This window comes from Streptomyces sp. NPDC002156, from assembly GCF_053593675.1.
Genome location: NZ_JBSFDA010000123.1, coordinates 1 through 20,297 on the forward strand (window position 1 = coordinate 1; position 20,297 = coordinate 20,297).

Annotated in this window: 17 protein-coding genes; 7 read left to right on the top strand and 10 right to left on the bottom strand. The window is 71.9% G+C overall.

Features of this window, described 5'->3' with window-relative positions; translation table 11 throughout:
• Window positions 1-224 precede the first annotated feature (224 nt).
• From ureG to ACWCRB_RS35350, 3 genes are all read left to right on the top strand, one after another.
• Entirely contained in the window at window positions 225-905 is a 681-nt protein-coding gene (gene ureG, locus ACWCRB_RS35340; RefSeq protein ID WP_450999959.1) for an urease accessory protein UreG, read from the top strand.
• Window positions 902-1,675 carry an urease accessory protein UreD gene (locus ACWCRB_RS35345; protein WP_450999960.1) on the top strand — a complete coding sequence of 258 codons (774 nt, stop codon included), beginning with the start codon at window positions 902-904 and terminating at the stop codon, window positions 1,673-1,675. The genes ureG and ACWCRB_RS35345 overlap by 4 nt, the downstream gene beginning before the upstream one ends.
• A gap of 145 nt (window positions 1,676-1,820) precedes the next feature.
• Complete coding sequence (locus ACWCRB_RS35350) at window positions 1,821-3,416, top strand: alpha/beta hydrolase (protein ID WP_450999961.1); 1,596 nt, start codon at window positions 1,821-1,823, stop codon at window positions 3,414-3,416.
• A 57-nt stretch (window positions 3,417-3,473) separates the two neighbouring features.
• Here ACWCRB_RS35350 and ACWCRB_RS35355 read toward each other — a convergent pair whose 3' ends face one another.
• The 7 genes from ACWCRB_RS35355 to ACWCRB_RS35385 all read right to left on the bottom strand — a co-directional run bounded on the left by ACWCRB_RS35355 (window position 3,474) and on the right by ACWCRB_RS35385 (window position 12,524).
• The gene (locus tag ACWCRB_RS35355; protein ID WP_450999980.1) at window positions 3,474-4,487 is read right to left on the bottom strand and encodes an NAD-dependent epimerase/dehydratase family protein; all 1,014 of its coding nucleotides are present in this window, start codon (window positions 4,485-4,487) and stop codon (window positions 3,474-3,476) included.
• A gap of 98 nt (window positions 4,488-4,585) precedes the next feature.
• Window positions 4,586-5,323, bottom strand: coding sequence for a lysophospholipid acyltransferase family protein (locus tag ACWCRB_RS35360; RefSeq protein WP_450999962.1), 738 nt, complete (start codon window positions 5,321-5,323; stop codon window positions 4,586-4,588).
• Window positions 5,324-5,466: 143 nt separating this feature from the next.
• Window positions 5,467-6,702, bottom strand: coding sequence for a PP2C family protein-serine/threonine phosphatase (locus ACWCRB_RS35365; protein ID WP_450999963.1), 1,236 nt, complete (start codon window positions 6,700-6,702; stop codon window positions 5,467-5,469).
• Between the two features lie 67 nt (window positions 6,703-6,769).
• The gene (locus tag ACWCRB_RS35370) at window positions 6,770-9,229 is read right to left on the bottom strand and encodes a SpoIIE family protein phosphatase (RefSeq protein WP_450999964.1); all 2,460 of its coding nucleotides are present in this window, start codon (window positions 9,227-9,229) and stop codon (window positions 6,770-6,772) included.
• A gap of 611 nt (window positions 9,230-9,840) precedes the next feature.
• Window positions 9,841-11,076 carry an ornithine--oxo-acid transaminase gene (gene rocD, locus ACWCRB_RS35375; protein ID WP_450999965.1) on the bottom strand — a complete coding sequence of 412 codons (1,236 nt, stop codon included), beginning with the start codon at window positions 11,074-11,076 and terminating at the stop codon, window positions 9,841-9,843.
• A complete protein-coding gene (gene ddaH / locus ACWCRB_RS35380; RefSeq protein ID WP_450999966.1) occupies window positions 11,073-11,885 on the bottom strand; it encodes a dimethylargininase in 813 nt (270 codons plus the stop codon). The genes rocD and ddaH overlap by 4 nt, the downstream gene beginning before the upstream one ends.
• A 123-nt stretch (window positions 11,886-12,008) precedes the next feature.
• Window positions 12,009-12,524, bottom strand: a complete 516-nt coding sequence (locus ACWCRB_RS35385; protein ID WP_450999967.1) for an Lrp/AsnC family transcriptional regulator — start codon at window positions 12,522-12,524, stop codon at window positions 12,009-12,011.
• 100 nt (window positions 12,525-12,624) lie between these two features.
• On the opposite strand from ACWCRB_RS35385, the gene ACWCRB_RS35390 reads away from it, so the two are divergent.
• From ACWCRB_RS35390 to ACWCRB_RS35405, 4 genes are read left to right on the top strand one after another with little or no spacing between them, the layout of a single operon-like run.
• Window positions 12,625-13,392 (top strand): LytR/AlgR family response regulator transcription factor, encoded by a 768-nt coding sequence (locus ACWCRB_RS35390; RefSeq protein ID WP_369037021.1) that lies wholly within the window; start codon window positions 12,625-12,627, stop codon window positions 13,390-13,392.
• 16 nt (window positions 13,393-13,408) lie between these two features.
• Entirely contained in the window at window positions 13,409-13,774 is a 366-nt protein-coding gene (locus ACWCRB_RS35395; protein ID WP_369037022.1) for a hypothetical protein, read from the top strand.
• A gap of 19 nt (window positions 13,775-13,793) precedes the next feature.
• Window positions 13,794-15,557 (top strand): sodium/solute symporter, encoded by a 1,764-nt coding sequence (locus ACWCRB_RS35400; protein WP_450999968.1) that lies wholly within the window; start codon window positions 13,794-13,796, stop codon window positions 15,555-15,557.
• On the top strand, window positions 15,554-16,768 hold the full coding sequence (locus ACWCRB_RS35405; protein WP_389354430.1) for a sensor histidine kinase: 1,215 nt from the start codon (window positions 15,554-15,556) through the stop codon (window positions 16,766-16,768). Before ACWCRB_RS35400 ends, ACWCRB_RS35405 begins: the two co-directional genes overlap by 4 nt.
• Before the next feature lie 40 nt (window positions 16,769-16,808).
• Here ACWCRB_RS35405 and ACWCRB_RS35410 read toward each other — a convergent pair whose 3' ends face one another.
• The 3 genes from ACWCRB_RS35410 to ACWCRB_RS35420 form a co-directional block, all read right to left on the bottom strand.
• Window positions 16,809-16,979 (bottom strand): hypothetical protein, encoded by a 171-nt coding sequence (locus tag ACWCRB_RS35410; RefSeq protein ID WP_389354432.1) that lies wholly within the window; start codon window positions 16,977-16,979, stop codon window positions 16,809-16,811.
• Between the two features lie 13 nt (window positions 16,980-16,992).
• Window positions 16,993-18,867 (bottom strand): protein kinase domain-containing protein, encoded by a 1,875-nt coding sequence (locus ACWCRB_RS35415; RefSeq protein WP_450999969.1) that lies wholly within the window; start codon window positions 18,865-18,867, stop codon window positions 16,993-16,995.
• Window positions 18,868-18,952: 85 nt separating this feature from the next.
• The gene (locus tag ACWCRB_RS35420) at window positions 18,953-20,236 is read right to left on the bottom strand and encodes a DUF6777 domain-containing protein (RefSeq protein ID WP_450999970.1); all 1,284 of its coding nucleotides are present in this window, start codon (window positions 20,234-20,236) and stop codon (window positions 18,953-18,955) included.
• Between the last annotated feature and the right edge of the window lie 61 nt (window positions 20,237-20,297).

Sequence of the window (20,297 nt, forward strand, 5' to 3'; positions counted from 1 at the left end):
GGTGGGTGGGCGGGGAAAAGGGTGGGCTGAGCGCGGTTGTCCTCGAACGCCGGCCTCAGGCATCTCCAGCCTGTCCGGCGTTTGAGGACAAGGCCCGTTCAGGGCCGGAGCGGGGGTCTGGGGGCGCAGCCCCCAGGGGATGGGAATGGGTAGGGGCGGCGGGGGCGAAACAAGATCCCGGGACACACCACAACACACAGAGACCAGAACAGGAGCCGTATCTCATGCACCTCGACCACTCCCACGCCCACGCCGGCGCAGCCGTCAGTGCCGACGCCCGTCGGCCCGACGGCACCCGCCGCGCCCTGCGCATCGGCCTGGGCGGCCCCGTCGGCTCCGGCAAGACCGCCACCGTCGCCGCCCTCTGCCGAGCCCTCCGCGAAGAACTGTCCCTCGCCGTCGTCACGAACGACATCTACACCCGCGAGGACGCAGAGTTCCTGCTCCGGGAGGCCGTGCTGCCGCCCGAGCGGATCACCGCCGTCGAGACAGGCGCCTGCCCCCACACCGCGATCCGCGACGACATCTCCGCCAACCTCGAAGCCGTCGAGGACCTGGAGGACGAGGTCGGCCCGCTCGACATCGTGCTCGTCGAGTCCGGCGGCGACAACCTCACCGCGACCTTCTCGAAGGGCCTCGTCGACGCGCAGATCTTCGTCATCGACGTAGCCGGCGGGGACGACATCCCACGCAAGGGCGGCCCCGGCGTCACCACCGCCGACCTGCTCGTCGTCAACAAGACCGACCTCGCGCCGTACGTCGGCTCAGACCTCGGCCGGATGGCCGCCGACGCAAAGACGGCCCGCGGAGAGATGCCCGTCGTCTTCCAGTCGCTCCGCAGCGAGGCCGGCGTCACGGACGTCGCCCTCTGGGTCCGCGCGCAGCTCGCGACGTGGACGGCATGACGACGGCCGGCGTACGGGCCACCGCACGGATCGGCGCCCGGGCGGACGGCCGGGGCGGCACCGCCCTCCCGCTGCTCGACGGGGACGGGCCCCTCGCCCTGCGCCGTATCCGCGCGCACGGCGACGAGGCCCGCGTCATGCTGGTCGGCGCCATGAGCGGCCCCCTCGGCGGCGACCACTTCACCGTCGAGGCGGAGGTCGGGGAAGGCGCCAGACTCCACCTCGCGTCCGCCGCGGCCACCATCGCCCTGCCCGGCCAGGCGAAGGGCGAGGCCCGTTACGACGTACGGATCCGCGTTGCCGACGGAGGTGAACTCCGCTGGCTGCCCGAGCAGTTGATCTGCGCCCAGGGCAGCGAACTGTACGTCGGCACGCGTGTCGATCTCGCGCCCGGCGCCCGGCTCGTGTTCCGCGAGGAACAGGTGCTCGGCCGCTCCGGCGAGGAACCCGGACGCCTCGGCAGCCGTCTCACGGTGCGGGTCGGGGGACGCGTCGTCCTCGACCAGGAGCTGGCCTGCGGGCCCGGAGCGCCGGGCGGCTGGGACGGGCCCGCCGTACTGGCGGGACATCGTGCCCTCGGTCAACTCGTCGTCGTACGGCCGGAGTTCGTGGACGCGCCGGTGAAGGCCCGGATGCTGGGGGAGGGGGCCGCGCTCATGCCGCTCGCCGGGCCCGCCGCCCTGGTGACCGCGCTCGCACCGGACGCGCTGCGCCTGCGTCGGGTGCTGGACGAGGCGCTGGCGGCTCTGGAGGACCCCCACAGCGGCTGATCCCCGTCCATCCGCTGAGCGGAACTCCCGTCACCGTTTATCGGATTGGCAAAGAAGGCCGTCCACCCCTGTTCACAGGTCCCGCACAGCGGCGAGGATCGATCCCCGTACCGACCGACAGCAACTACGTACGGGGAGGCCCCATTTGAGTGCCACACGACCGACGAGACGAGCCGCCGCGCTCGGGTCCGCCGGAGCGCTCATCACGGCGACCCTGATAGCGGGCGCCGTCGCGGCGCCCTCGGCCAGTGCGGACGCCCGCCATGGCCAGGACCGTGAGACGCGCGGCGCGACGATCGCCGCCGCGAAGGCCGCGAAGGCCGGCATCGACTGGCAGGACTGCCCGGCCGACTGGGGTCTGGAGAAGCCGATCCAGTGCGGCTGGGTCACGGTGCCGCTCGACTACGCGAAGCCGTACGGCAAGCAGATCAAGCTCGCCGTCGACCGCATCGGCAACACGGGGACGAAGGAGGAGCGGCAAGGCGCGCTCGTCTACAACCCCGGCGGCCCCGGTGGCTCCGGGCTGCGCTTCCCGCGCCGGGTCACGACCAAGAACCCCTTGTGGGTCAACACGTCCAAGGCGTACGACTTCGTGGGCTTCGACCCGCGCGGAGTCGGCCACTCGGCGCCCATCTCCTGCGCCGACCCGCAGGAGTTCGTGAAGGCGCCCAAGCTGGACCCGGTTCCCGACTCCGAGGCCGACAAGCGTGTCCAGCGCAAGCTGGCCCGTGAGTACGCCGAGGGCTGCTACGAGCGCAGCGGCGAGATGCTGCCGTACATGACCACCCCGAACACCGTGCGCGACCTGGACGTCATCCGGGCCGCGCTGGGGGAGAAGAAGCTCAACTTCCTCGGGGTGTCGTACGGGACGTACATCGCGGCCGTCTACGGCACGCTCTACCCGAGCCATGTCCGCCGCATGATCGCGGACAGCGTGGTCAACCCGTCGCGCGAGAAGATCTGGTACGAGGCCAACCTCGACCAGGACGTCGCCTTCGAGATGCGCTGGAACGACTGGCAGGACTGGGTCGCCAAGAACGACGCCGTCTTCCACCTCGGCACCACGCGGGCCCAAGTGCAGGCGAAATGGCTGGAGTTGCGGGCCACCGCGAAGAAGAACCCGATCGGTGGGCTCGTCGGACCGGCCGAGCTGATCGGCTTCTTCCAGGGCGCCCCGTACTACGACTCGTCGTGGATCCCGGTCGCCACCGTGTTCAGCAAGTACTTCGCGGGTGACACCCAGGCGCTCGTCGACGCGGCGGCCCCCGACCTCTCGGACACCGCGGGCAACGCGGCGGCCGAGAACGGCAACGCCGTCTACACGGCCGTCGAGTGCACGGATGCCAAGTGGCCCACCAGTTGGCAGAAGTGGGACCGCGACAACACCCGGCTGCACAAGGACTATCCGTTCCTGACCTGGGCCAACGCCTGGATGAACCTGCCGTGCGCGACCTGGCCGGTCAAGCAGCAGACCCCGGTGAACGTGAAGTCCGGCAAGGGCCTGCCGCCGGTGCTGATCGTGCAGGCCACGCGTGACGCGGCCACCCCGTACGGGGGCGGCGTCGAACTGCACAAGCGTTTCAAGGGCTCCCGTCTGATCACCGAGAAGGACGCGGGCTCCCACGGCGTGACCGGGCTCGTCAACCCGTGCATCAACGAGCGGGTGGACACCTACCTGCTCACCGGCAAGGTGGACGCGGCGGACGTGACCTGCGCCCCGCACGCCACCCCGCAGCCATAGTCGCAGCGGTCTGCCGTACGAGGTGAAGGGCGGCCGGGGTTTCCCGGCCGCCCTTTCTCATGACCGGGGCCAGGCGTCCTCCGCCGCGTAGTCGAAGAGGTCGCCGTACGTCTCGTACATCTTGGGGTAGGCCTCCCGCCAGTCCCGCCCGGCCAGTCGGCCCTCGATCCAGGCGACGGTCTCCGGCAGGCTCTCGGCGTACCGGACGACGGGCCGGTAGCCCAACTCCCGTTCCGCGGCGGACATGTCGCACACCACGGGCACCGGAGTCGACCACGGGGTGTCGCCCACCGTGGGCGCCGGGGGCGGACCGTCCACCAGGACGTTCTCCACCTCGACGCCCATCACGGCGTCGATGGCCCCCGCGATCTCGGCCACCGTCGGAGCCTCGGGATCCACGGCGTTGAGGGCCCGGGCACCCGGACGTGCCGCGGCCAGCCGGACCAGTTCGGCGATGTTGTGGACGCTCGCCGGATGGAAACGGCTCGCGCCGCCGTAGGCGAGGACGCGGCGGCGCCGCCCGTCCAGGTTGCGCTTGACGAAGTACAGCTCGCGCGGGGTACGGCAGTACGGCCCGTGGATCGCGCCCGCCCGCAGCAGAGTGGTCGGCAACTGGTCGGCGACGGCGAGGAGTTCACGTTCGAGGCCCGCCTTGCGGGTGCTGTAGGAACTGTCGCTCGGGTGGATCGTGCGCTGGTCCTCGGTGACAGGTACGGGGTACTCGGGGAAGCCGTCGGGCTCGCTCTGCGTGTCGAAGTTCCGTCCCTTGTCGTCCTCGTACACGGACAGACTGGAGATCACCACGGCCGACCCGACCCGGCCGGCGAGACCGGCCAACTGCCGTGCGTGCTCGGGTCCGTAGGCCACCATGTCCACGAGGACGTCACACCCGTCGCCCACGGCGGCCGCGAGCGCCGCGTCGTCGGCCCGGTCGGCCGTCGCGACCCGCACCTCCTCCGGCCAGCCCGCGTCCCGTCCGCCGCCCCGCGAGACGGCGGTCACCTCCCACCCGTCGCGGGCGAGCGCACCCACGGCCACCCGTCCGATCTGTCCCGTCGCCCCGATCACCACAGCTCGTGTCATGCAGCGACGGTAACCGCCGGCACCGCGAGGTTCGGAGGGGATTAGCCACGAGCAGATCGCGGCCGTGAAGGGGAGTGCCGAGGGGGTCAACTCAGCGGCATGCGCGGGAACTTGCGGCCCCGCTGCTCCTTCTCCGCCTTCTTCCGCTCGGCCTCCTCCGCCTTGGCGACCGCCGCGTACTGGTCGACGTACTCCTGCTCGGAGAGGGTGAGGATGGCGTACATGATCTCGTCGGTGATGGCCCGCAGCACCGCCTTCTCGTCCTCCATCCCCAGGTAGCGGGAGAAGTCGAGGGGCTTGCCGAAACGAATCACCACGGGATGGATGTTCGGGATCACCTTGCCCGGCGGCTGCGCCTCGAAGGTGCCGATCATCGCGCACGGAATGACGGGCACCTGGGCCCGCAGGGCCATCACGGCGACCCCGACCTTGCCCTTGTACAGCCGTCCGTCGTGCGAGCGGGTGCCCTCCGGATAGATGCCGAGCAGTTCGTCCTTGCTCAGTACCCCGAGCCCTTCACGGATGGCCGCCTGTCCGGCCTCCTTGCCGGACCGGTCCACCGGAATCTGCCCGGCGCTGCGGAAGAAGGAGGCGGTCAGCCGCCCCTTGATCCCGGGACCCGTGAAGTACTCGGCCTTCGCGAGAAAGGTGATGCGCCGCTTGAGGACCGCGGGCATCAGGAAGTGGTCCGCGAACGACAGATGATTCCCGGCGACGATGGCGGGGCCCGACGACGGTACGTGTTCGAGCCCCTCGATCCGCGGCCGGAACACCAGTCTCAGCAGCGGACCGAGAAGCACATATTTGAGCACGTAGTAGAACAAAGGGGGTCGCTCCTCACTCCGTCGGGATCGGCTCAACCGCCGCGTTCTAGCAGGTCAGCCGTGCTCGCGTCGGGCCGTCAGTGTATGTGCAGGCGGGTTCCGCCGGAACCGGGCGGAATCGCGCCGCCGCCGCTCGGCCACCGTCACAGCCGTACGACGATCAATGCGGTGTCGTCGGTTGCGCCACCTGGTGGCAGCAGTTCCAACAGGACGGCGTCGGCGAGTCGTTCGGGGTCCGCCGCCCGGTGGCGGGCGAGGGAGTCGGCGAGGCGGGTCAGGCCGATGTCGATGTCCTCGCGGCGGCGTTCGATCAGGCCGTCGGTGTAGAGGATGAGCGTGGCGCCGTCGGTGAACGTCGTGTCGGCCTGTGGGCGCGGTACCGGGTCGGGGCGGGCGTCGAGCGGGGGATCGGTGGCCCGGTCCAGGAACTCCACGCGGCCGTCGGGGTGGACCAGTACGGGCGGGGGATGCCCGGCGCTGCTGTAGGTGATCGTGCGGCGGTCGAAGTCGATGAACGTCGTGACGGCGGTGGCCGACTCGGCGCCGTCGACCACATGCGCGTACCGGCCCAGGACGTCCAGGGCCTGGGCGGGGCCCTCGGCGACTCGGGAGGCGGCGCTGAGCGCGCTGCGCAGCTGGCCCATGACACCGGCCGCCGCCAGACCGTGGCCGACGACATCGCCCACGGACACGCCGATACGGTCGCCGCCCACCAGGTCGACCAGGTCGTACCAGTCCCCGCACACGTTCAGCGCGCCCACCGCGGGCCGGTAGCGCACGGCGGCCCGGTGGTGGCCCACCTGCCGGCGGGCCGGGAGCATCGCCTCCTGGAGGGCGAGGGCGACCTCGCGTTCGCGGGCGTGGGCGCGCCGGAGGCGGTCGTTGAGGTCCTGCAACTCCCGGGCCCGTGTGTACAGTTCGGCCTCCAGCACGCGGGCCCGGCTGCCGCCGCCCCGGCCGCCGCGGGCCCGGATCAGCTCGGTGACCTCCTCGACCCGGTGCACCAGGAGCACCACCCGCCCGTCCGGGCCGAGCACCGGCGCGTTGACCGGGCTCCAGTAGCGCTCCTCCCACTCGCCGGGCCGGTCGGGGCACTCCACGTCGTAGCGCTGCAGTGCCATGGTGTCGCGCTCGCCGGTGGCCAGCACGCGGCGCAGCGAGGCCTCCAGGTTGCGCATGCCCGTCGCGGTGGGGTCGTTCGGGTTGTCGGGGAAGACGTCGAACAGCTGGCGGCCGATCAGGTCCTGGCGCTTGCGTCCGGTCAGCCGCAGGAACTCCTCGTTGGCGTCCGCGTACACCAGTTCGGGTGTCAGGAGCGCCACCATGCCGGGCAGGGCCTGGAACACCGCCGCGTAGTCGCTCGTCGCTGTCTCGTTCATGGTTCCCGCCTCACACCGGGGCCACATCAGTTTCCCACGTCATGCCCGGTATGCACCGGCTCGTGCGTCACACCGGTGGATCCGTGAGGGACTGCTCGGCCCAGATGATCTTCCCCTCGGGGACGAAGCGGGTGCCCCACCGCTGGGTGAACTGGGAGACCAGGAGCAGTCCGCGCCCGCCCTCGTCGGTGGTGCGCGGATGGCGCAGATGGGGTGCGGTGGCGCCGCCGTCGAAGACCTCGCAGATCAGCGAGCGGTCCTTGATCAGGCGCAGCCGGATGGGGAGGGCGGCATGGCGGATGGCGTTGGTGACCAGTTCGCTGACGACCAGCTCCGTGGTGAACGCCAGCTCCTCGAGATGCCACTCCGTGAGCTGCCGGGTGGCCTCCTTGCGGGCGTCGGCGACGACGGCCGGGTCGGCGGGCAGATCCCAGTCCGCGACCTGGTCGGCGCCGAGCAGCCGGGTACGGGCCATCAGCAGGGCCACGTCGTCGTTCGGGCGAGCGGGCACCAGGGCGTCGACCACGGTCCGGCAGCGCACGGCGAGCGACGCCTCCGGCCGCTCCAGGGCCCGCCGCAGCCGGTCCCGGGCCCCGTCGCCGGCCCCGTCCTCACCGGGGACCAGCAGGCCGTCGGTGTGGAGCGCGAGCGTGCTGCCCTCCGCCAGGGCCAGCTCGACCGACTCGAACGGCAGCCCGCCCGCGCCGAGCGACGACCCCTGGGGCAGGTCGACGAACGTGACCGTGCCGTCGGGCAGCACGACGGCCGGCGCGGGATGGCCCGCGGCGGCCATGGTGCACTGCCCGTCCACCGGGTCGTAGACGACGTACAGGCACCCCGAGCCCACGGCCTGGGTGCTGTCGGCCGCCGCCGTGTCCGGCCCGACGCCCTCCTCGCGGGCCGCCGTCGCGACCACGTCGTCGAGGTGGGCGAGCACCTCCTCGGGCGGCAGATCCAGGGCCGCGAGGGTCCGTACGGCGGTCCGCAGCCGGCCCATGGCCGCCGCGGCGTCGATGCCGTGACCGGGCACCTCGCCCACGACGAGGGCGACGCGTGCGCCGGACAGCGGGACGAGGTCGTACCAGTCGCCGCCGAGGCCGGTCAGCTCGTCGGCCGGCCGGTACTCCGCGGCCACCTCCACGGCGTCCTGGTCGGGCAGCCGGTGGGGGAGCAGGCTGCGCTGGAGGACGAGCGCGGCCTCGCGCTCGCGGGTGTAGCGCCGGGCGTTGTCCACGCAGACGGCGGCGCGCGAGACGAGGTCCTCGGCGAGGCTCAGGTCGTCCTCGTCGAACGGCTCCTGGCGGTGGCGGCGGAAGAAGGTGGTGATCCCCAGGGTGACGCCCCGCGCCCGGACGGGCACGATCATCACACTGTGCAGCCCCAGCTCCAGGAAGGTGGCCGCCCGGCCGCCGGGGCCGCCCGTGGCCCACTCCTCGGCGCGGGGGTCGAGGTGCGGCTCGCGCCAGGGCCGGCCGGTGGTCAGGGAGAGCACCGGGGGTGATCCGGCCCGGTAGCCGGCCACGTCGCCGACGCGGACGACGGTCTCCGGGACGCTGTCGTGCACCGTCTGATGGCCGGCCCGGCGCAGCAGCACCCGGTCCGTGGTGCTCAGCGGCCCGGCCGGGAGCTCCGCGCCCCGCAGCACCGGTTCCAGCAGGTCCACGGCGACGGAGTCGGCGAAGGCCGGCACCACCACGTCGGCCAGCTCCTGCGCGGTGCGCACGATGTCCAGGCTGCGGCCGATCTGCTCGCCCGCCCGGTCGAGCAGGGCGAGCCGCTGCCTGGCCCGGTGCCGCTCGGTGACGTCGACGACGGTGTAGTAGACACCCATCGGATGGCCCCGGTCGTCCTCGAGACGCGTGAACGACAGCATGTGCGCCGTCTCCCGGTGGGGCGCGGAACGCAGCCGGTCCACGTGCTCGTACCCGACCACCGGCTCCCCGGTCTCCAGCACCCCGCGCATCTGCGCCTCGACCGCCTCGGCGTTCACGCCCGGCTGTACGTCCCCCAGCCGGAGCCCCAGCCGGTGCCTGGCGGGTCCGCCGCCGAACTGCTCCAGGGCCGCGTTGGACCACACGAAGCGCAGACTCGGGTCGACGATCGCTATGCCGACGGGAGACCCCGCGACCATCTGTTCAAGCACCGTACGGCTCATGTCCCAGCCGGGCGCCTCGTCCATCTCCGACAGCAGCACCAGCCACTGGGCGGGGCCTCCGGGCTCCAGCGCCGAGGTGATCCGCACCATGACCCGGACGGGCCGCCCGTCCTTGCGCCGGGCGGTCAGCAGCCCCGCCCAGCCGCCGTCCCTGCGGCACCGCTCGGCGAGTTCCGGCACCCGTTCGGCGTCCTCGGCGGTCAGCAGCCCCGCGACCTGCGTGCCCACCACTTCACCGGGGGCGTACGCCAGCAGCCGCTGGGCGTCCCGGGTCCAGCTCGTCACCACGCCCTGTGCGTCGAGCAGCACGGGCGCGGCGTCCGCCACGTCGAACCGCTGCCGGGCGACGCGCTGCTCCTCGTAAGTGCCCACGGCCGACCTCTCTGTCGCTGAGAGTGGTCTACCACCTCTTGCCCCGGTCTTCACCCCGCACGGGTCCAGGGAGCGAACCCCATGGCCCTTTGGATACCGACCAGCCCTGCCCGAACACCCTCTCCAGCGTCCCGCGCCGTGCGGCCGCACGCACCGGACCGCGCTCACCGGCGCCGACGTCGCGTCGCTGTTTTCCTGCGCCCTGATCCGCCGGTCAGGCCGTGGCCCCAGGCTTCACCCCGCAGGGCCGGGAGGCGAGCCCACGGACCCGTGGATGCAGGGTCGGCTCTGTCCGAGCACCCTCTCCAGGGTGCCGCGCCGCGTGGCTGTACGCACCGGATCCCGCTCACCGGCGCCGACGTGGCGTCGCTGTTTTCCTGCGCCCTGATCCGCCGGACAGGCCCCGGCCCCGGGCTTCACCCCGCTCGGCCGGGACCCGGTCGGGTCCACGGGCGACCCCGTGGACCCTTGGCTGCCGTGTCAGCCTTGCCTGAGCGCCTTCTCCAGGGTCCCGCGCCGTGCGGCTGCGTGCAGCGGACCCCGCTCACCGGGGCTGACGTGGCGCCGCAGACGGGTCAATGGGGCGAACCCCATGGACCGCAGCTGCCGCGTCAGCCCTGGCCGAGCACCCTCTCCAGGGTGCCGACGGCCGACCGCAGTTCCTCGGCCGTGACCGTCAGCGGGGGTGCCAGCCGGATGGTCGAGCCGTGGGTGTCCTTGACCAGGATTCCGGCGCGCATCAGGCGTTCGCTGATCTCCCGGCCGGTGCCGATGGACGGGTCGATGTCGACGCCCGCCCACAGACCACGTGACCGGAAGCCGACCACGCCCTTGCCGACCAGTCCGGTCAGGCCGTCGCGCAGGACGACGCCCAGCTCGGCCGCCCGGCGCTGGAACTCGCCGGTCTCCAGCAGCTCGACCACGGCCTGGCCGACCGCCGCCGCGAGGGGGTTGCCGCCGAACGTCGAGCCGTGTTCGCCCGGCCGCAGTACCCCGAGGACGTCCCGGCGTGCGACCACCGCCGACACCGGCACGATGCCGCCGCCCAGCGCCTTGCCGAGGAGCACCATGTCCGGGACGACGCCCTCGTGGTCCACCGCGAGCGTGCGGCCGGTGCGGCCCAGGCCCGACTGGATCTCGTCCGCGACGAAGAGGCAGCCCTTGCGGCGGGTCAGTTCGCGTACGCCGGTGAGGTAGCCGTCGTCGGGGATCAGGACGCCCGCCTCGCCCTGGATCGGCTCCAGGAGGACCGCCGCCGTCGTCTCGTCGATCGCCTCCTCCAGGGCCGCCAGGTCGTTGTACGGGACGATCCGGAAGCCCGGCGTGAACGGGCCGAAGCCCGCCCGCGCCGTCTCGTCCGTCGAGAAGCTGACGATCGTCGTCGTACGGCCGTGGAAGTTGTCCGCCGCGACCACGATCGTCGCCTGGCCGTCGGGGACGCCCTTCACCTCGTACGCCCATTTGCGGGCCACCTTGATCGCGCTCTCGACGGCCTCCGCGCCGGTGTTCATCGGCAGGACCATGTCCAGGCCGGTCAGCTCGGCCAGGGAGGTGGCGAACTGGGCCAGACGGTCGTTGTGGAAGGCGCGGGAGGTGAGCGTGAGGCGGTCCAGCTGGCGGTGGGCCGCCTCGATCAGGGCCGGATGGCGGTGGCCGAAGTTCAGGGCCGAGTAGCCGGCCAGCATGTCCAGGTAGCGGCGGCCCTCGACGTCCTCGACCCAGGCGCCCTCGGCGCGGGCCACGACCACGGGCAGCGGATGGTAGTTGTGCGCGAGGACCGGCTCCTCGGCGCGGATCAGGTCGGCGGAGGTGCGCGTGGCGGCGGCGGTGGTCGTCGGTGCGGTCATGAGCGGATCTCCTGGGTGCAGCACTTGATGCCGCCGCCGGCCTTGCGGAACTCCGACAGGTCGACGGGGACGGGGAGGTAGCCGTGGCGCCGCAGTTCGGCGGCGAGGGCCGTGGCGCCGGGGTCGATGAAGACGTGGTGGCCGTCCGACACCGAGTTCAGGCCGAACGTCATGGCGTCCTCGCGGGTCGCCACGACCGCGTGCGGGTACAGCCGCGCCAGCACCTCGCGGCTGCCCGGCGAGAACGCCCCCGGGTAGTACGCGATGTTCGTCTCGTCCAGGACGAACAGCGCCGTGTCCAGGTGGTAGAAGTACGGGTCCGTCAGCTTGAGGCCGATCACCGGCATCCCGAAGTACTCCTGCACCTCGTGATGGGCCTCGCGGGTCGTACGGAAGCCCGTGCCCGCCAGGATCCAGCGGCCGGCCGGGACCAGGTCGCCCTCGCCCTCGCACACCGACTCGGGGCGGTACACGTCGAAGCCCGCCGACTTGAACCACGTCTCGTACGCGGTCGACTCGGGGCGGCGCTCGGGGGAGTGGAACGAGGAGCCGAAGACGCGGCCGTCGACGACGACCGCCGAGTTCGCCGCGAACACCATGTCGGGCAGACCGGCGACCGGCTCCACGGTGTCCACGGTGTGGCCATGGGCGCGGTAGGCGCTGATCAGCGAGCGCCACTGCTCCTGGGCCAGATCCACATCGACCCTGGTGTCGGGGTTCATCCAGGGGTTGATCGCGTACTGCACGGCGAAGTGTCTGGGTTCACAGACGAGAAAGCGCCGGGATCGCGGCACACGGCTTTCGGGCACAGAGGGGTTCCTCCGCTTCCTGCGGTGTCGGGTTGGGATACCACCACGGTAGGAACCGACCCCGACGCCCGACAAGCGACAACCACTGCGTGTCCACGCAGGAATCCTGCGTCTTTGCCACCCTCAACGCAGATCTGCTGCGTTTCCCGAAGTGTTGTTCGGCGCGGGGTGGGTAGCGCCCGCCTCCGGGCTTTCCGGGAGGAGGTGGGACAGCACCATGTAGCTGATCGTCTTCCGGATGAACGGCTCCCTGCGGATGCGCTCCAGCACGTTCTCGAAGTGCCCCACATCCGTCGCCCGCACATGCAGCAGCGCGTCCGCGCCACCCGTCACCGTCATCGCCGCCGTGATCTCCGGATGGTTGCGCACCACCTCCGCCAGCCGCCGCGGCGGCGCCGCGCCCTCGCAGTACACCTCGACGTACGCCTCCGTACGCCAGCCGAGCGCCGAGGGCTCCACCGTCGCCGTGAACCCGGTGATCACGCCCGACTCGCGCAACCGGTCCACACGCCGCTTGACCGCCGTGGACGACAGCCCGATCGCCGCGCCGATCTCGGCGAAACTCGTACGGGAGTTCGCCATCAGCGTGGTGATGATCTTCCGGTCCAGCTCGTCGAAAGGCGCCGGCCTGCTGTTCATCCGGGCACTGTATCCAGCGACCACCGGGCAGCGCGTCCGCCGACGGCTTGCGCGTCCGGCGCATGTGCACGCGTACGAATTCCACCTACACTCCACCTTCATGCTGCGCGCCCTCGCCGTCGACGACGAACGCCCCTCCCTGGAGGAGTTGCTGTATCTGCTGCACGCGGATCCACGCATCGGCAGCGCCGAGGGCGCGGGCGACGCCACCGAGGCACTGCGCCGCATCAACCGCGCCCTGCAGTCGGGCCCCGGCGGACCCGAGGCCATCGACGTCGTGTTCCTCGACATCCACATGCCCGGCCTGGACGGTCTCGACCTGGCCCGTCTCCTCACCGGGTTCGCCAAGCCGCCGCTCGTCGTGTTCGTCACCGCCCACGAGGACTTCGCCGTCCAGGCCTTCGACCTCAAGGCCGTCGACTACGTCCTCAAGCCCGTACGCAAGGAACGCCTCGCCGAGGCGATCCGCCGCGCCGCCGAACTCCGCGACAGCGCCCCGTCCGTGCCCGCGCCCATACCCGTGCACGAACCCGACCCCGACCACATACCCGTCGAACTCGGCGGCGTGACCCGCTTCGTCGCCGTCGACGACATCACCCACGTCGAGGCCCAGGGCGACTACGCCCGACTGCACACCGACCGGGGCAGCCACCTCGTACGCATCCCGCTCTCCACCCTGGAGGAGCGCTGGCGCGCCCGCGGGTTCGTCCGCATCCACCGCCGCCATCTCGTCGCCCTGCGCCACATCGGCGAACTCCGCCTCGACGCGGGCACCGTGAGCGTCCTGGTCGGCGCCGAGGAACTCCAGGTCAGCCGACGGCACGCCCGCGAACTGCGGGACCTGCTCATGCGCCGGCCCACGAGCTGAGGGGCACCTTCCAGCCATGCCCCAGGACCCCTCCGAACGCCGGGTCGTCGTCACCGGACCGCCCCGGCGCGTCCGCCGCACCTCCGGCTACTACCGGCCGCGCACCGAGATCGACGAGCAGACCACCCTCGGCCACACCTACGTCCGCTCCCTGATGCGCTCCCAACTCCGCGCCGCCTTCGGCGTGTTCGCGGTCCTCGCGCTGCTCATCGCCCCGCTCCCGCTGCTCTTCGCGGCGATGCCCGACGCCCACCACCTGGAGTGGCTCATCCTCGGCTTCGGCCTCTACGCGCCGCTCGTGCTGCTCGCCCGCTGGTACGTGCGGCGCGCCGAACGCAACGAGCGCGACTTCGTCCGTCTGGTCGAGGACCGGGACCGCTGATGAACAGGAACCGGTCCCTGTGAACGAGAACTACGCCGTCCCGGCCGTCGCCCTCGTCGTCGTGGCGACGGTCTTCGTCGGCGCGTTCGGCCTGCGCATCTCCCGAACCACCTCCGACTTCTACGTCGCCTCCCGCACCGTAGGCCCCCGCCTCAACGCCGCCGCGATCAGCGGCGAGTACCTCTCCGCCGCCTCCTTCCTCGGCATCGCCGGCCTCGTCCTCGTCCAGGGCCCCGACATGCTCTGGTACCCGGTCGGCTACACCGCCGGCTACCTCCTGCTGCTCCTCTTCGTCGCCGCCCCGCTGCGCCGCTCCGGCGCCTACACGCTCCCCGACTTCGCCGAGGCCCGCCTCGCCTCCCAGGCCGTACGACGGCTCGCCGGGGCCTTCGTCGTCGGCGTCGGCTGGCTCTACCTCCTGCCCCAACTCCAAGGCGCCGGACTGACGTTGGCGGTGCTGACCGACGCGCCCGACTGGGTCGGCGGGGTCATCGTCGCCGTCGTCGTGGTCGCCACCGTCGCCGCCGGCGGCATGCGCAGCATCACCTTCGTCCAGGCCTTCCAGTACTGGCTGAAACTCACCGCCCTGCTTGTCCCGGCCCTCTTCCTCGTCCTCGCCTGGCAGGGCGACGGCGCCCCCCGCCACGCCTTCGACGAACCCGCCACCTTCCGCGAACAGCGCGTCGTCCGCGTCGAGGACGGCCTCGACCTGAAACTGAAGGCCCCCCTCACCGTCACCGTGACCGGCACCGTCGACGGCCGCCCGCACAAGGACCAGGTCCTCCAACTCCCCGCAGGCACCCACCACATCGACCCCGGCACCCGCCTCACCTTCGCCAAGGGCGCCACCCTCCCCGAGGCGGACCGGGGCAACAACGGCGGCATGTCGACCTCCCTCGCCGAAGGCCGCGAGGAACGCCCCCTGTACGCCACGTACGGCCTGATCCTCGCCACCTTCCTCGGCACCATGGGCCTGCCGCACGTCGTCGTCCGCTTCTACACCAGCCCGCACGGCGTCGCCGCCCGCCGCACCACCGTCGCCGTCCTCGGCCTCATCGGCGCCTTCTACCTCCTGCCGCCCGTCTACGGCGCCCTCGGCCGCCTCTACGCCCCCGAACTGGCCCTCACCTCCGACGCCGACGCCTCCGTCCTGCTGCTGCCCGACCGTATGATCGGCGGCCTCGGCGGCGACCTCCTGGGCGCACTGGTGGCCGGCGGCGCCTTCGCCGCGTTCCTCTCCACCGCGTCGGGGCTCACCATGGCCGTCGCCGGAGTCCTCACCCAGGACGTCCTGCCCTCGCGCGGCGTACGGCACTTCAGGCTCGGCACGGTCATCTCCATGGTCGTACCGCTCGCCGCCAGCGTCATCGTCGGCGGACTCCCGGTCGCCGACGCCGTCGGGCTCGCCTTCGCCGTGTCCGCGTCCTCCTTCTGCCCGCTGCTCGTCCTCGGCATCTGGTGGCACCGCCTGACCCCGCCAGGGGCCGCCGCCGGAATGCTGGTCGGCGGGGGCTCCGCGCTCGTCGCCGTCGCCGCGACCATGGCCGGCTTCCCCGGCACGGGCGCCCTGCACGCCCTGCTCGCCTGGCCCGCCCTCTGGTCCGTACCCCTGGGATTCCTCACCATGGTCCTGGTGTCCCTGGCCACCCCGGGCCGAGTCCCGGCCGGTACGGCGGCCATCCTGGCCCGCTTCCACCTGCCGGAGGAACTGTCCGGGGCGCACGGCGGCCATGGCGGCCACAGTCTCGGGGGACCGGCGCGTACGGAGGTGACGCGGACATGAGCGGATTCCTGGCCGGGCTCTGCGTGGCCATCCTCCCGCTGCTCGCCGCCGGTTTCTGGCTGGGCCGGCGCACCGCCCGCCCCGAACGCCTCGGCGGCCTCGGCACCCCCGTCGAACACGCCACCTTCGAGACCCTGCACACCGCCTCCCTCGCCGCGCCCCCGCTGCGCGCAGGCCTCACCGAGGAGACCGCCCGCCGCTCGGCCCGCCGACTGCGCACCCTGCTCGGCACGGACGCCCTCTGCCTCACCGACCAGAAGTCGGTCCTCGTCTGGGACGGGGTCGGCGAACACCACCGCGCCGAGATCATGGAACGCCTCGCCGGACCCCTGGAATCCGGCCGGGGCGAGGCCTTCCGCCTCACCTGCGACGCCCCGGACTGCCCCCTGCGCTGGGCCGTCGTAGCGCCCTTGACCGTCGACGACCGCGTCCACGGCGCCCTCGTCGCCTGCGCGCCCCGCGAGTCGGCGGTCCTCGTCCGCGCCGCCGGAGAGGTCGCCCGCTGGGTCTCCGTCCAGTTGGAGTTGGCGGACCTGGACCAGTCCCGCACCCGCCTGATCGAGGCCGAGATCAAGGCACTTCGCGCCCAGATATCCCCGCACTTCATCTTCAACTCGCTCGCGGTGATCGCCTCGTTCGTGCGCACCGACCCCGAGCGCGCCCGCGAACTGCTCCTGGAATTCGCCGACTTCACCCGCTACTCGTTCCGCAGGCACGGGGACTTCACCACCCTCGCCGAGGAACTCCACGCCATCGACCACTACTTGGCCCTGGTCCGCGCCCGCTTCGGCGACCGGCTCTCCGTGACCCTCCAGATCGCCCCCGAGGTGCTCCCGGTCGCCCTGCCCTTCCTCTGCCTCCAGCCCCTCGTGGAGAACGCCGTCAAACACGGCCTGGAGGGCAGGGCGGCGTTCGCGGGCAAGAGCCACATCAGCATCACCGCGCAGGACGCGGGCGCCGAGGCCCTGGTCGTCATCGAGGACGACGGCGCCGGAATGGACCCGGTACTGCTCCGCCGTATCCTCGCGGGCGAGGTCAGCCCGTCGGGCGGCATCGGCCTCTCGAACGTCGACGACCGGCTCCGTCAGGTCTACGGCGACGACCACGGCCTGGTCATCGAGACCGCCCTGGGCGCGGGAATGAAGATCACCGCCCGGCTGCCGAAGTACCAGCCGGGCGTCCACTCGGCGGGCCGCCTCTTCGAGGACTGACCCGGCCCGCCGCCGACTAGCCCATTCGGGTGAACGGAGGTCAGGTGGGGCGGGTGACCACCATCCCGAGGGTGATCAGGCCCAGCACCACCCAGCCGAACCACAGCCAGCCGTTGCTGCCGAGCGCCACCGTGTAGGCCGTCACCGCGACGAGCCCGCCTACGGTGAGCACCCCCATGGTCTTCGTGGAACCGTTCGTGGAACCGGGCATCGCAACACCCTCCTCATGGTTCTTCTCCCTCCATGGTGCCCCCGTTCTGCTTCCTGACGGTGCACACGACGAAATGGGTTTCGGAGTCCCACGCTCCGCGACTCGTCCAGGACCCGGCCTCGTAGACCGACGGATCGAAGCCGTAGTCGGTCGGCGACACGTCCTTCGCGCAGGCCGTGTCCGACAGGTCCCGGGCCTTCTCGAAGGGGACACCGTCGTCCAGCCGCGCGAATCCGAGGACCTGCTCGTCGTGCTCCGCGGTACAGGCGACCAGCCGGGCCTCCCGCCCGGAGGGCGCCTTCAGACAGTCCCGCTTCTGCATGGTGGCCGTGTCCAGGAACGCCTGCCCCGGCTCGCGGTACGGCCCGAGCGGCCCGTACACCGGCCCGTGGGCACCGAGCAGCAGACAGGCCGTACGCCCCTTGGCGGCCTCGAACCCGCCCTCGGCCGGCACGACGGCGTACCCGCGTACGTCCGCCAGCTTCTCCCTGAGATCCCGGGTCCGCTCCTCGCACTGGGCGGGCCCCTGCGCCCGAGCCTCGGCGGCGGACGCGGCGTCCACGACCGCCAGCACCTGTCCGTCGGGCGGCGCGTCCCGGCACGTCGGATCGACGGTCAGCCGTGGCGTCCCCCGGAAGCGCGTGCCGCCGGGCCAGTCGGCGATCACACAGTCGCCCTCCGCCAACGGCACGGCGAGGCCCACGGGGTCGCCGTACGGCTTCGCCACGGTCTGCTCGTCGCCCTGCCCGCCACCGCCCGGCGGGTCGCCCAGGGTCAACCAGACCCCGACTCCGGCCAGGGCGACCCCGAGGAGGGCGCCGAGGGCGGCGGGGAGAGCGCGGTGGCGACGGGGTGGGGGCGGTGGGGGGATCGGTGGGCCGAAGCCGGGCGGGGGCGAGGGAGGGTCGCTCGGGTGCGGGAAGGCGGCCGGTGCGTGCTGAGGCCCGTGCATCAACTCCGGTCCACCCCACGGCGGCATCGAGCCCGGGTCCGTCCTCGTACGCTCGTACGGGTCGACCTGGGGCGTGACGATGCGGTCCAGCGCCGCCTCCGCGCGGGTCGCCGTGATCCGCTGCGCCGGGTCCTTGGCGAGCATCGCCTCCAAGAGCGGCCCCAGCGCACCCGCCCGCTCCGCCTTCCGGGGCTCCTCCATGACCACCGCGGTGATCTCCGCGAGATGCGTCTCCCGCTCGAACGGCCCGATGCCCTCGACGGCGTAGTAGAGCGTGCAGCCCAGCGAGAACAGGTCGGCGGCTGCGGTCGGCGGCCCGCCGGTGGCCCGCTCCGGCGCCAGATAGCCCGCCGTGCCGACGAGCGCGGTCGACAGCGTGTACCGCGTCTCGCCCGCGTCCGGCTGCACCGATATGCCGTAGTCGGTGAGCAGGACCCGGGCGTACGGGGTCCCGGTGCGGTCCGGCGCCAGCAGGATGTTCGCCGGCTTCACGTCCCGGTGCATGATGCCCTGCTCGTGTCCGGCGGTCAGCGCGTCCAGGACGGCGAGGCCGATACGGGCGCACTCGGCGGGGGCGAGGGGGCCGCGCATGTCGACCAGGTCACGCAGGTCGAGGGCGCCGGCGACGTACTCCATGACGATCCAGGGCAGGCCCTCGTGCTCCAGGACGTCGTGGACGGTCACCACGTTCGGGTTGCCGCGGAGTACCGCCGCGTGCCGGGCCTCGGCGCGGGCGCGGGCGACTCGGGCAGTGCGTTCGGCCGAGGCCTCGGCGGGGTCGCGGAACACGATCTCCTTGAGGGCGACCTCGCAGGCGAGTCTCTGGTCGTGGGCGAGCCAGACATGGCCCATGCCGCCGCTGCCGAGTTGGTTGAGCAGGAGGTAGCGGCCGGCGATTACGCGGCCTACTCCTGAGGTGGGTGATCCTGATGGCATCCGGTGGCTCCCAGGTCTACCTCGCTGGATAGGCGGTTTGTCGGCTGCGGGCCGGTGGGGGCTTGTCGCGCAGTTCCCCGCGCCCCTAGGGGGTGGTTGTGGCCGTCGGTGACGTGCTCGGCTCGGGAGGTGGGGGGTCGGGGGGTGCGCTGGTCGTTTCCGGGGGTGTGCTGGGTGGGTCGCTCGACGGAGGCGGGGGAGGCGGCGGTGGGGGAGGGGGTGGCTCGGAGGTGGGCTCCTCGGTCGGGGGGCCGGTGTCGGGAGTGTCGGGGCTGGGCGGTGGGGGGTCGGACGAAGGCGGCTCGGATGTGGGCGGCTCGGACGTGGGCGGTGTCGGGTCGTTACTGGGCGGCGGAGGCGTTGTGGGGTCCGACGATGGTGGTGATGGATCGGTGCTGCTGGGGGCCGGGGTGTCGGATCCCGGAGCTGAAGTCGATGGGGAACCCGGACTCGTCGTGCCCGGGGGAGTGGTGACGTCGTTTCCGTCGCTGCCGCCCGTGCCGTTGTCGGGGGTGCCGGACTCGATGTGGACGCTCAGCGTGACGTACGAGCCGAAGGGGAGCGCGGTCCCCGGACCCGGATTCGAGCCGGTGACGGTGGCGTCGGACGGGGGCAGGCCGTCGGTGTTGTACGCCGTCGCCAGGCCGAGGTTCGTCAGGCGGGCGCTCGCGGCGCCGAAGGTCGTCCCGGCGAGGGACGGAACCTGGTGTCGCTCGCGCGTGTCGAAGACCTTGTCGGCCTCACCCTTTGTGCCGGTCTGGCGGTAGATGCCCCGTTCCGGTTCCTCCACGTCGACCAGGGCGAAGCGGTCGACCTTGCTGGGTGCGGGACGTACGAGCACGACCTCGTCGGCGTCGTAGTCGCTCCACTTCTTGTTGCCGTCCTCGAACTCGACGGAAATACGGTCCGTGTCGCCCTTGAACGGCTTCAGCGGATTTCCGCATGAACACTTCACGGCGGGAACTCCCGCCTCATCGACGAGAACCGCGATTCCGGCCTGGAGCAGTGCGTCGAAGGGGACCGCTTTTTCCTTCTTGTAGTCGTGGTTCTTCACGAGGGTGTCGTGACGCAGGAGAACGGGTGTGAGGCGGTCGAGATAGGCGGGAATCCCAGACTGCGGAATATCGACCACACGTGCCCATTCCTGGGCCTTCCTGTTGTTCCTGGGGTCGGTGAGGAATTTCTTCAGCTTGTCGACGTCACAGACCGTCGGCTTCCTCGTGCCCCCGTACAGCCCGGGCGTGCTGCCCTGCTGCAGGCTGCTGCCGTGCGCGGGCTGTGAACGCACCTGGGCGTCCTGGCCCAGGCCGCTGTTCTCGTCGAAGAACGGCGCGAGGGAGGGCACCCCCGAGGCCACCGCCTTCACCATCGCCAGCGGTGCTTGTCTGTCGCAACTGCTGGCAAATAGAACGCACAGCAGTGCGACTGCC